The organism is Chitinophaga terrae (ex Kim and Jung 2007) (assembly GCF_900107795.1).
Taxonomy (GTDB): Bacteria; Bacteroidota; Bacteroidia; order Chitinophagales; family Chitinophagaceae; genus Chitinophaga; species Chitinophaga terrae.
In genome coordinates this window covers 180,529-193,761 of the sequence record NZ_FNRL01000006.1, presented here as the reverse complement: position 1 = coordinate 193,761, position 13,233 = coordinate 180,529, and the positions used below count along the sequence as shown (strand labels likewise).

At 47.0% G+C, this 13,233-nt stretch carries 8 protein-coding genes; 7 read left to right on the top strand and 1 reads right to left on the bottom strand.

Annotated features, from left to right (window positions below; translation table 11 throughout):
- Positions 1-531: 531 nt before the first annotated feature.
- Positions 532-1,410 (bottom strand): AraC family transcriptional regulator, encoded by an 879-nt coding sequence (locus BLV62_RS08640; RefSeq protein WP_089760682.1) that lies wholly within the window; start codon positions 1,408-1,410, stop codon positions 532-534.
- 140 nt (positions 1,411-1,550) lie between these two features.
- On the opposite strand from BLV62_RS08640, the gene BLV62_RS08635 reads away from it, so the two are divergent.
- The 7 genes from BLV62_RS08635 to BLV62_RS08605 all read left to right on the top strand — a co-directional run bounded on the left by BLV62_RS08635 (position 1,551) and on the right by BLV62_RS08605 (position 13,231).
- On the top strand, positions 1,551-3,077 hold the full coding sequence (locus BLV62_RS08635) for a sodium:solute symporter family protein (RefSeq protein WP_089760680.1): 1,527 nt from the start codon (positions 1,551-1,553) through the stop codon (positions 3,075-3,077).
- A gap of 18 nt (positions 3,078-3,095) precedes the next feature.
- Positions 3,096-4,040 carry a dihydrodipicolinate synthase family protein gene (locus BLV62_RS08630; RefSeq protein ID WP_089760678.1) on the top strand — a complete coding sequence of 315 codons (945 nt, stop codon included), beginning with the start codon at positions 3,096-3,098 and terminating at the stop codon, positions 4,038-4,040.
- A gap of 89 nt (positions 4,041-4,129) precedes the next feature.
- Complete coding sequence (locus BLV62_RS08625; RefSeq protein WP_089760675.1) at positions 4,130-4,723, top strand: RNA polymerase sigma factor; 594 nt, start codon at positions 4,130-4,132, stop codon at positions 4,721-4,723.
- 80 nt (positions 4,724-4,803) lie between these two features.
- Positions 4,804-5,793 (top strand): FecR family protein, encoded by a 990-nt coding sequence (locus BLV62_RS08620; protein WP_089760673.1) that lies wholly within the window; start codon positions 4,804-4,806, stop codon positions 5,791-5,793.
- 27 nt (positions 5,794-5,820) lie between these two features.
- Complete coding sequence (locus BLV62_RS08615; RefSeq protein WP_168928041.1) at positions 5,821-9,273, top strand: SusC/RagA family TonB-linked outer membrane protein; 3,453 nt, start codon at positions 5,821-5,823, stop codon at positions 9,271-9,273.
- Positions 9,274-9,292: 19 nt separating this feature from the next.
- Positions 9,293-10,765 (top strand): SusD/RagB family nutrient-binding outer membrane lipoprotein, encoded by a 1,473-nt coding sequence (locus tag BLV62_RS08610; RefSeq protein ID WP_089760864.1) that lies wholly within the window; start codon positions 9,293-9,295, stop codon positions 10,763-10,765.
- A 231-nt stretch (positions 10,766-10,996) separates the two neighbouring features.
- Complete coding sequence (locus BLV62_RS08605; protein WP_089760668.1) at positions 10,997-13,231, top strand: hypothetical protein; 2,235 nt, start codon at positions 10,997-10,999, stop codon at positions 13,229-13,231.
- Positions 13,232-13,233: the final 2 nt, after the last annotated feature.

Below are 13,233 nucleotides of genomic sequence, written 5' to 3'. Positions count from 1 at the left end.
GTACTGCCCGTTTTTTTTTGAATTATTAGGAAGGCATCCTTACCTTATCGGTTGCAGCGTAGGCGCGTATACGTTATATATCTGATTTATTTCATGTTTAGCATATATGAACTTTCTGTTACTATTGCTAAGATGTATTCTTTTCTTGTTCGTTGCATTTATTTTTGGGATACGAAAAACCTGTTCTCCTAAAACTCCGGCTTCCATATCAGCCTGGCAGGATATTTATTCCCGGAGCAACGCATGAATATAAAAAATAAACGCCTGGTTGTGGTGTGTGGTAATGGTCCGTGAGTCTAACCAGGTTTCAGGTACGGCTTTTAATTGTTGAAAAACCGTTATAAGTTTGATTGACACGGGACTGTTTTGTATAAGCAGTCCCTTTTTTACCGCCGGGAATTATATGACCGTAAAATCCCAACTTGTAGATAAGCTGGCGGATTAACCCCGGTGGCTTGGATTTTAATATCCCGAAAGGCATGGGAAGAATGAAATAGAGTACAGGGTAGCAACCAATGACGCTGCCCCCTCTTATTTCATTTTCCCCGGCTGCTCCAGTTTTTCCCTGAATGTTTTTGGAGAAAGTCCCATTACCGATTTAAACGACCGGCTGAAACTATACTGGTCAGGATATCCCATTTCTCCGGCAATCTCCTTAACAGACAACCTCGTACTTTTCAAAAGCTGGCTGGCTTTCTGCATACGCAGGGAAGTGAATAGCTGGATGGGAGAGTACTTGGTTTTCTCTTTGAAGATGGCCGACAAATAAGAGGCCGATAAACAGGTGGCCTGGGAAAGATCGGCCAGCGTTAAATGCTGATCCAGTTTCTGCTTCATGATCTGTATACACTGTTCAATGATATTTTCCGCCCCTTTTTTCATGTAATTGAAAACGGTAAGCCTGAAAGTTCCAAGAAAACTATAGAACCTGAAATTGGCGTACAAAAGGTTTTCAATGTTGTTCATCAGATCCAGGTGATGCAGGATATCATCGAACTGTGCATTCCTTCCTACCAGGGGTGGAATAGTATGCGGCTTTAATGCCGTTCCAAGGTAATTGTAAATATCTGCTGCCAGCAGGCCGGAAAACTGGACGGCATACATCCTCCAGGGTGCTTCGGCCGAAGGCCAGGCATGAAAAGCGGTATAGCCGGGGATCAGCAGGTACTGGTTAGCCTTAAAGGCAGATTTTTGCTGGGCAGTTTCCAGCCATCCTTTTCCGTGTGCAACATACAATAACGTATAAGCTGCAACGCCTGTCGGTTCACTGAATGATTGTGGCAATTGTTCACTATACAGGCCGATCGCAGTGATAAATAGGTTTTTTCCTAACGGATGCTTTTCCAGCCTGCGTCTCAGGTGCTCCGGCAAGATCCAGGCAGCAGGCGTGTTGGCAATTTGTTGACTCATGGTTACAGTAATTTATGCCATTCTTTTCATAACATTCAACATTTTTTTACATTTCTATTTTGCTCATCTTGCAAAAGAATTGCAGAGACAATGTTTCTGCCCACGTAATGAAATCGTTTATCAACCAATCGTAACCGGATATGCAGTTGCCATTAATTGACCTGGCAGTGATAGCCGCCTACCTGCTTTGTATGATACTGGTAGGGGTGTGGTTTTCAAGGAAGAAAAGGAATGCATCACAATTTACAACAGCTTCCGGAAATATTCCAGGATGGGCGCTGGGACTCTCTTTGTATGCTACGTTTCTAAGCAGCAATACATTCCTGGGCGTACCCGGAAAAGCCTTCGGCACCAACTGGAATGCCTTTGTATTTAGTTTGTCTATGCCTGCTGCTGCCTTCTTTGCAGCCAGGTACTTTGTACCTTTTTACAGGCATAGCGGAGAAGTGAGCGCATATACGCACCTGGAGCATCGCTTTGGTCCATGGGCCAGAACATACGCGATGGTTTGTTTCATACTTACCCAATTGGCGCGGATGGGCAGCGTGTTTTTTGGTGTGGCGCTGGCCCTTGAAGCGCTTACTGGTATAGATATGAGAACCATCATGCTTATCACCGGTATCTGTATTATTATTTATACAGTATTAGGAGGGATGGAAGCCGTGATCTGGACCGAGGTATTGCAGGGTATTATAAAAACAATAGGAGCAGCCATCATCCTTTGGCTGGTGATTGCAGGAATGGATAACGGGGTGTCGGATATTTTCAGGATCGGAATGCAGGACGGGAAATTTTCCCTGGGCAGTTTCAGCCTGTCGGATTTCGGTACATCCACTTTCTGGGTAGTGTTGCTGTACGGGTTCTTTATCAACCTGAACAACTTCGGGATGGATCAGAACTATGTACAACGTTACCACACCGCCAGAACTGAGAAAGAGGCTAAAAAAAGTATCTGGCTATGCGTATACTGGTATGTGCCCGTAAGCCTGTTGTTCTTCTTTATAGGGACCTCCCTGTTCGCTTATGTGCAGCAACACCCCGACGTTATTGCCGCGGTAAAACAACAGGTGGCCGCCGAAAGAGGCATCCCGATGACTGAACTTACGCCGGCAGATTATGGCGATAAAGTGCTGCCATGGTTTATGGTGATGAAAGTGCCAAAAGGCATCCTGGGCCTGATCATAGCCGCAATACTTTCTGCAGCCATGAGCACGGTGAGCAGCGGCATGAACAGCGCCGCCACTGTATTCCTGAAAGATATTTACCAGCGGTATATAGATCCGGAGATCACCCCGCAAAAAGAGATGAGGGTGCTTTATAGTGGCACGACTATCGCGGGTTTGCTGGCAATAGGATTTGGTATCGCCATGATAGGGGTAAAAAGTATCCTGGATATCTGGTGGGAGTTGTCCGGCATCTTTGCGGGCGGCATGCTCGGGTTGTTTTTGCTGGGCATTCTTTCCAAAACCAGGAACGCAGCGGCTGTTGGGGCTACAATAGTTGGCATGCTGGTTATTTTATGGATGTCGTTGTCCAAATACCTGCCTGCCTCCATGGAGCGGTTACGCAACCCGCTTCATGTGAATATGATAATTGTAATTGGTACGCTTTCTATTTTTCTGACCGGCATGTTGCTGACGCGCATGCAACGTCTAAAAACTTCCTGAAAATAAAACCTGTTTGTTATGCAAAAGAAATTTGTTCCGGTAATGATCACGCCTTTCAATCTGAAAGCCCAGATTGACCTGGGTATGGTGGAAGCCCTGGTGGATTTTTACCTGGAAGCCGGCGTAGAAGGATTCTTCGCCAATTGTTTATCTTCCGAGATGTACAGCATCAGCGAAGATGAGCGGCTGGAACTGACTCAACATGTCGTACGTTACGTGAATGGCCGTGTGCCCGTTGTAGCTACCGGGTCATTTGGCCTTACCATCAACGATAAAGCCGAATTCACCAAAAAGATCTATGATACCGGGGTAGATTCTGTGATCATGATCACTGGCCATTTTGCGAATGTGGACGAGCCGGATGATATTTTGCTGAAAAGATTTGATCAGTTATTCAGTTTAACGGGCGACATCCCGTTAGGACTGTACGAATGCCCGGCCCCCTATAAAAGAATTATCACTCCCGCCATTCTGAAAACATTATTGGCCACCAACCGCCTGATCTATCATAAAGATACCTCCTGCAATGTGGAACAGGTAAAGGCTAAACTGGACGTAGTGAAGGGCAGCCGCCTCGAGTTTTATGATGCCCATACGCCTAACGCGGTGGCATCTATGCAAATGGGAGCAGCGGGCATGTCGTCAATTTCCGGGAATTTTTATCCTGAAATACTGGTATGGCTTTGCAAGAATGTATTAGAAGAAGATAAACAGGAAGACGTTCGCTGGATTCAATCGGAGCTGCAAAGGGTAGACCCGCTTATTCATATTGCCTACCCGATGAGCGCCAAGTATTTCCTACAGCAGAGAGGCTTCCCCGTGCGCACCATTAGTCGCGCACATGCACTGGAACTGACTCCTGAGCAAAAGCAAACATTGCAGCAGATACACCGGGATTTCCTCGGCTGGTGTGAACGATTGCAGATCCAGCCTGTACAGGCGGCGGCATTACCTTCACATTAAATCGCTGTTATTTTTTCGGCAGAGGTTATGATGGGAGCAGGACAATGTGTAGTTTAGAGAACGATCCTTATTCCTAATTCACATTATAAATGACAACCAGCCCATTTTACGCACAGCAAAATGATCAGTACCTCTGGGCAAGACTTTGTCAGGGTGACAGGGAAGCTTTCGGGGAATTGTATCGACGGTATTTTCCAATGCTGTTCCGTTACTGCATCCGGTTCACTACTGACCGTGGCCTGGTAAAGGATATGTTGCAGGACTTCTTCTCTCAACTTTTCCTGCACCGCGAAGGGTTATCGCTTCCTGCCAATATGAAGAGCTACCTGATGGTTTCTGCCAGGAGAAAATTATTCCGGTATATGGACAAAGCCGCGCATTTGCCTGCTACGCTGGAAGAAGGCGCTGCTTTGTTTACACTGGAATTATCGCCTGAACATGCAATGATCAGCAGGCAGCAGGCCGAACAAACATCGAAATTGCTGCAACAGCGAATTAATTCGCTCACACCAAGACAAAAAGAAGCTATCTACCTGCGCTTTTATGAAAACATGACTTACGAGGATATTGCTGGCATCATGGAAATGAAAGAAGTGAAATATGCCCGTACCTTGATATATAGAGCGCTCGCCGAGCTGAAAGAGCTGCTCGTACCTGATGAAGCGATGCTTTTATTCCGCTAGAAAATTTTTTAAAATTTATCAGATTTCCTGAGGGCGTTTATATAGTTGCCGGTCTCTTATTAATAGTATAAGTACTATTTATGAACTATAGTGAATACGACGCAGCTGATCTGGCTGCGGACCCCTCTTTTCGTGCCTGGGTATTGGAAGGGCGAACAGATGCCGCCAGGTTTTGGGAAAGATGGTTAGCCACTCATCCGGAAAAAGAGTATGTGGTGATGGAGGCGAAGATGATGGTTCAGGCATTGCAATTCAAAACCGATGAGGCTTCGGCAGAGGAAATGGCCAGTATTAAAGCACAGATAGACCGGTTGCTTGATGATACCCCTGTTAAAAAAAATAGCGGATATCAGCAGCGCAGGTGGTTTTATGCAGCGGCAGCTGCCGCCACTGCGGCTATATTAATCCTGGCAGGAAGCTGGTACTTCCGGAAACCAGCAGCGCCGGCTATGGCAATAGTTCAGACAAAATTCGGAGAAACCAAAATCGTACAGTTGCCCGATGGCTCTATAGTACAATTGAACGCGAATTCTACTTTGTCTTATCCCTTAGAATGGAAGAAAGAAAATGTAAGAATGGTCACGCTGGATGGAGAAGCCTATTTTAATGTAACGAAATCTCCGCCGCAACTGCATCCTAAATTTCGTGTTCAGATGCCACAGGCGGTAATAGAAGTAAAAGGCACGGCATTCAATGTATATAACAGGCACGAAACTATAAAAGTATTACTGGAAGAAGGAAAGATAGTGGTAAATGACAGCCTTGATATGCAACCGGGAGATATGATGAGCATTGCTGGTGGAAAGCACCAGTGGATTCATGAAGATCCTTTGCAGCTCACCGCCTGGAAGCGGCACCGCCTGGTGTATAAAGACTTTCCTCTGTCCAGGATCGCGCAGGACCTGAAAGATATCTATGGGTATCATATTCAGTTTGGAAGTAAAAAATTGGAAGGCCTGTTATTTACCGGCTCCTGTTCAACTGAAGATCCATCGTTGTTACTGTCGGCTATCGCTGCAGTACACCAGTTAAAGATGAAAAAGAAAGACTCAATGATCCTGTTTGAATAAAATTTTTTAAAATTTACAGTTATGCAAATGAGCTTTACGAAGCTTTACGCTCCATGGAGGGCTGGACTGCTATTGCTATTGCTGTCCGCCAACCAGCTATCCGCGCAGCAGGTAATGGTTAGAAGTGCAGAAGCTTCCCGCGAGTCGGGCAGCGTTCCGCTTCAGCAGTGGCTGTCCAGCCTGGAAGCAAACTATCATGTCAGCTTTAACTACACTTCTTCACAAATTGCAGACAAATCCGTACCTGCAAAAGCTTTACGGGTCACCGACGGAAAGCTGGAATCTCAACTGAATAAAATATTATCTCCACTGGGTTTATCAGTGGTCAAATTAAGCGATCACGATTTTGCTATCCGCAACGCTGCCGCTCCGGTAAAGGAGGTTATACAGGCCAGCGTGCAGGTAAGAGGCGTGGTGCTGGACGAAAACAATGCGCCTGTTCCTGGCGTCAGCATCAATGAAAAAGGCACGAACAATGGTACTGCTACGGATGCGCAGGGACGTTTCTCTATAACCGTAGCCAACAGCAAATCGGTATTGATATTCCGTTCTGTAGGCTACCAGAAACAGGAAGTAGTGGCCGGCAACGGCGCCCTGCAGATCAAAATGATCTCAGATGTCCGGGCGCTCGATGGGGTTGTTGTAACAGCATTAGGTATTAAACGCCAGGAGAAAGCGCTGGGCTACTCCATTGCGACCTTAAAGGGCGAAGCTGTAAACACAGTAAAAGAAGTGAATATCGCTAATGCATTGTCCGGAAAAGTAGCTGGGGTGAACGTAAGAAGCACCAGTTCTGATCCTGGTGGTACAGCATTGATAACCATTCGTGGTCAAAGTTCCCTCACTGGTTATAACCAGCCGTTATATGTTGTAGATGGTATCCCTATTGCTTCCGGCATCAGGAACCCCAAACAACCGTTAGGCGATGGGGTAGTGGACTATGGTAATACGGTCTCCGATATCAACCCTGATGATATCGCCAGTATCTCTGTGTTGAAGGGAGCAAGCGCTTCTGCTTTATATGGTTCCCGCGCCATCAACGGTGTAATACTTATTACTACCAAATCCGGGTCCGGTGCCAAAAAAGGTTTAGGCGTCACCGTTAACTCAAGCGCTATGTTTGATCAACCGTGGTTATTCCCTAAATTCCAGAACGAATTCGGCGCTGGCGACAGGGAAGGATCGGAAGATACCTATGCCAAAGCATCGTGGGGACCGCGTCTTGATATCGGCACCAAACATATTCAATGGGATAGCCCGTTGGATGCGAATGGAAACAGGATTCCAACCGACTGGGTATCATATCCTAACAGGTATAAAGATTTCTATCGCACAGGTTCTACCCTTACAAATAATATTGCCGTTACAGGAAACATGAAGGATGGCAGCATCCGTTTATCCTATACCAACTTAAGGAACGAAGGAATTGTACCGAACTCAGACCTGAAAAGAAACACACTGAACCTCTCGGCAATGTACCAACTGCATCCCCAGTTAAAAGTGAGCACTAATATCGGCTATTCAAAAAATAGCAGTGATAACAGGCCAACCTTCAACAGGGGCAGCGCAAGTAACATCGTTTACACCACTCCTGCTAACGTAGATATGAAAAAGTTGCGGGATTACTGGTTGCCAGGACAGGCGGGTATTGCTCAAAAGCAATTTGCGCCAGGTGTCGATAACCCTTACTTCGTGGCATACGAGTATATCAATGCTTACGATAGGGATAGGCTGAATGGTAACGTGCAGGTAGATTACCAGATCACCAAGGAGCTTTCGTTAATGGGGCGTACCGGTATGGATTATTACTCTGAAATCCGTGAAAGCAAAAGGCCTTACGGAGGCGTAAAAGTAGCGAATGGCGCCTACGGCCTGGAAACTGAGATGTTCAGGGAGCAGAACACAGATTTCCTCCTGACTTATAAAAAGAATATCAACTCCGATTTCTTTGTATCCGTTTCGGGCGGTGCGAACAGGATGAATCAGACCATTAGAACAACCAGCCAAAGCACTGATAACCTGGTAACACGTAACCTGTTCACTATTAACAACGCAAAACCAGGGTCATTAAGGTATAACACTGCGCAGTATCGCAAAAGGATCAACAGCGTTTACGGAATGGGCCAGGTAAGTTTCAGGAATTATGCCTTCCTGGACCTGACTGCCAGGAACGACTGGTCCAGCACCCTGCCAATGGCTGAAAATTCTTATTTCTACCCTTCTGCATCCCTTAGCCTGATCCTTTCGGATATGTTTAATATTAAATCCGGTCCTTTGTCTTTTGCTAAGATCAGGGGTAACTGGGCACAGGTGGGAGGCGATACCGACCCATACCAACTTGAAAATACATTTGCGTTCGGTTCCGATTGGGGCGACCTGAAACGTGCTACTATCAATAGCTCATTGAAGAATAATGCGCTGAAACCACTGATCGCCACTTCACATGAGTTCGGCGCTGATGTAAGGTTTTTTAATAATCGTTTAGGTCTTGACGTTACCTACTACAAAACGATCAACAGGAACCAGATATTAAGCATACCGGTTACGATGGCAACCGGTTATAACAGCATGCTGGTAAACGCCGGTAAGATCCAGAACCAGGGCATAGAGATCACTTTAAATGGTACGCCAATAGACAAGCAACTACGTTGGGACGCCCAGGTTAATTTTACCAGGAACCGCAACAAAGTACTGAAACTGATCGATGGCTTGAACAACTATCCTCTTGGTTCTTCCGAAAGCCTGATTTACCTGGTAAAAGAAGGAACAGAGATGGGAGATATGTATGGTTATGGATGGGCGACAGTACCGGATGGACCGCATAAAGGAGAACCTCTCCTCACCGACGACGGTTATGTGAAGCTGACAGATAACGTTAAAATTGGTAATTACAACCCGGATTTCATGGTTGGTATATCCAACACGTTATCATATAAGAACTTCGTTTTGAATATGCTGATCGACTGGCGCCTGGGGGGCCAATTCTACTCCTATGTTGCAAGGAACCTCCTCAGCGATGGTCGTACCCAGGTCACAGTTCCGGGCCGCGACGCTAAAACCGGCGGGTTGCCCTGGAATGATGGCACCGTGGACCGCCATGATGGTATGATCCTCTACGGTTATGTTGAGGAAAGCCCCGGAAAATATGTGTTGAATACAAAGATCACAGATCCGGAAAACTATTACGGCAATATTTACTGGGATTTCTTAGGCCGTTCAACTTTCGATGCCACTTTTGTAAAATTGAGAGAAGTATCACTGACCTACAATTTTACAAAGAAGACATTGGGAAGACTGCCGGTTAGCAACCTGTCAGTGGCGTTCATTGCACGCAACCTGTTCACCTGGACGGCTGCCGAGCAGGGATATGATCCTGAAACCGCTATTGCTATTTCCAGTTCCGGTTTCTCTCAGGGTGTTTCAACCTGGGGATTACCTTACACCCGTTCTTACGGTTTGAAACTCGGATTTAATTTCTAAATCATTTAATCTTATGGTTATGCAACGCATACCTGTTTTATTAACGATAATATTATTCGGTGCATTCCTGGGATCCTGCACGAAAGGCCTGGAAGAAATGAATATTAACCCGAATGAATCTGTGAATACAAACCCTGAGTTCCTGCTATCCAATGTGCTGATAGCAACAGCTTATGGTTACCAGAAAGATGCTTACTGGGATAAACCTGCTTCCGCAGGCAGGTACATCACGATGGTGCGCAACGAAGGGAACGATAAATTCAGCTGGAGCCCTCAAAGCTGGGATGATTATTATTCCCGGTTATCTACCAACTATGTGATGATGGATATAGCTACCAAGCAAGGCCAGTTGCAATATCTCCCTATCGGCAAGATACTGGAGGCGTTCAACTTTGCTTACTTAACAGATCTGTATGGAGACGTTCCCTATACCGATGCCCTGAAGCTGAAAGAGAACAGGAACCCTTATCCGAAATATGACCAGCAGAAAGACATCTATCCTGCATTGTTAAAAACGCTGAAGGATGCGAATGATCAGTTGGCGACTACTACTGTTGCTATTCCGAAAGCCTACGATCCTATGTATGGCGGCGTTTATATGAAATGGCGCAAGCTGGCCAATTCGCTCCGTTTACGCATGCTGTTGCGTATTTCCAAGAACTATCCTTCTGCTTTCACAGAGATGCAGGAAATTGTGAACAATCCTTCCAAATATCCCATTTTCGAAGGCAACGAGGACAATGCGGAAGTAGCGTATATAGACGGAACAAAGGATAACTTCTGGCCAGGAAGCAACGAGGCAAACGATTTCAGCGAGTTCGACAAACGCAAACCCAGTAAAGAGATCGTAGATGCCTTATTACAACGAAACGATCCTCGTCTGCAGGTTTGGATCGCCCCACGGGATAACCCGGCAGGCGGAACTGTTGATAAAAACCTTTATGTAGGCGTGCCTAATGCTGTTCCTGCACCCTACGATTACAACGGCGGGGCGGCATTTGTATCCAGGCTCTCGGCAATGTTTAATACCAAAGTGCACCCGATGGTTAAAGCCAGCCTGATCACTTATGCCGAAGTATGTTTTACGCTTGCAGAAGTAGCACAGGCAGGTAAAGTGAATGTTCCGGGCAAAACTGCCGAAGCGCTTTATTACGCAGGCATCCGTGCAAATATGAAATACTACGGCGTTGAACAGAAAGCGGATGATGACAAGTATTTCGACCAGCCGGCTGTTAAATACAACGGGACCCTGGAGCAACTGATCGTACAGAAATGGATCTCCAATTTCCTTAAAGGCGCTGAAGGCTGGTTCGATCACCGCCGCACAGGCTTTCCAAAATTTGTACTTGGCCCGAGCGCTGCTTATAAATCCATACCAACCAGGTATCTGTACCCGTCGGGCGAATGGAACCTGAACAGGGACCAATACCAAAAAGCGTTAACGGTCTTTGGAGAAGATAAACTATTTACCCTCATGTGGTACCTGAAGTAAGTGTATAACGAGTCAATCCTTTAAAAGCAGGTGGCTGCCGGCCGCCTGCTTTACTTCCCGGTTTAGCTATGCACAAAGCCAACGGCCAGATGGAAACCGAAAAAAATAGCTTATCGCTCGTATAGAACAACACGCGAATTATACGACGGCTTCGACCTGGAAAAACAGGCGAACGGGGAAAATATCCTGAAGAACAGATAGCTTCAGGCTAAACCAAAATCTTAGTGATCCATGAAAAGACTACTGGCTATAGTATTATTGTTTCCGTTGTATTGTTGGGCTGTTGATTTCCGGCAGGTGACTATTGTTGCAAAAGAGAACAACATCGCTGCGCAGGTATTGAAGGAAGAAGTATTTAAACGCACAGGCCTGCAATGGAATATTTCTGCCCGCCGGCCTGGCAACGGCAATACCATCATATTCACAACTGGCAAAGGAAAGCCGGAGTCTTACCATGTTTATTACAATGATGGATCTGTTTTTATTGAAGGTGCAGATACCCGCGGCCAGCTATTTGGCGCAGGTTACCTGTTACGCATATTGCAGTACAGTGAACAATCAGTCAGTTTTCCTTCCGGCCTGGATGTTTCCGCTTCTCCGGATAAACCTGTGAGAGGTCACCAGATCGGCTACCGCAACCTGGCCAATTCTTACGATGGCTGGTCGCCGGAGCAATACGAACAATATATCAGGGAGCTGGCGATCTTCGGCACGAACAGCATAGAAGCGATCCCTTTTATGCCGGCTTCCCCGCATTTCAAACTCTCGTCGAGGGACATGAATGCCAGGATCAGTGGTTTCTGCAAGAAATATGACCTGGATTTCTCAGTGTGGACACCGGCATCTTTCGACCTGCACGACACGGCTAAACGCAGTTTCTTCCTGCGGCAGTTCGACACCCTGTTCAGGGAGTCGCCAAGGTTGGATGCCGTATTTTTCCCCGGTGGCGACCCTGGCGACAATCCTCCGGAACTGGTGATCCCATTGCTGGAAGAGTTGTCCGCTCCTCTTAAACGTTATCATCCCAAAGCGCGCATCTGGTTGTCGTTGCAGGGGTACGATTCTATTAAATGTTCCTATGTCTATTCCTATTTAGATCAGAAAAAACCGGCATGGCTGGGAGGTATTGTAGTAGGCCCTTCCAGCCCCTCGCTGGAAAGTACAAGGGCTGCCATTCCCGCTCAATATAAGATCCGCCACTACCCGGATATCACCCACAACGTGAGATGCGATTATCCTGTCAGTTGGTGGGACCCAGCTTTTGCCTTTACACTGGGCAGGGAAGCCATTAATCCCCAACCAGTCTACTATGCGAATGTCTATCGTTTTATCGCTCCGTATATGGATGGGTTTATCAGCTACTCCGATGGGGCGCACGACGACCTGAACAAGGTTGTCTGGAGCTTGTTGGGCTGGGATGCGAAGATGGATGAACATACTATCCTGCAACAATATGCGAACTTCTTTTTCAGCTCGCCGGTCAGGGAGCTGGCGGCAGATGGTATACTGGCGCTGGAAAGGAACTGGGAAGGAGCCATAAGGGATAACGGCGGCATACGCGCTACGCTGGCGCTCTGGCAGCAACTGGAAAAGGAGCATCCATCCCTGTCCGGCAACTGGCGCTGGCAGATGTTGGTGCTGAGAGCTTATTACGATGCTTATACCAGGGAACGCGCCATCAGGGAAGCCGACCTGGAAACCGCCGCCAATAAAGCCCTGCTTTCTGCAAAAGATCCGATGGGAAAAGCAGAGAAGATCCTGCAACAGGCGGATACTCCTGTATACCCTGAATGGAGGAATAAGATCATCGCGTTATGCGACAGCCTGTATAGATCTATAGCACTTCAAACCAGCGTGAAAAAATACAAGGCAGCCGGACCAGAAAGGGGAACTATACTGGATTTCCTCGATCGGCCGCTGAACAACCGCTGGTGGCTGGAAGATAAATTCAAATACATACGCACACTCCCCGCAGCCGAACAACGCAAGTCGTTAGACACGCTCGCCAGGTGGGAGGACCCAGGCCCCGGCAGTTTTTATGACGATATTGGAAATGTGTCCAAGTCGCCGCATGTGGTCAGGCCTGAAGACTGGCATACCGATCCGCTGATGCAACGCAGCGATGTGCCGGGCTTCGATTGGTGGGATGGAGGGATGAGCCGGAAACGGCTTTCCTGGATGGTGAGCATGCGCTGGCCTTCCGCGTTGCGGTACGATCACCTGGATCCTGCTGCCAGATACATGATCCGTGTTACAGGCAATGGCGAATGTCTTTTGAGGGCAAACGGCGTTCGTTTGCAACCAGCCTTATATAACAAAGGAATAGGAGAACTGAAGGAATTCCCGGTACCTGTTTCATTATCTCAGACCGGCGCTCTGCTCCTGACATTCGACAGTATTGATGAAGAACATTTAAACTGGCGACAACATTCAAGGGTCACCGAAGTGTGGCTGATCAAACTATAAAC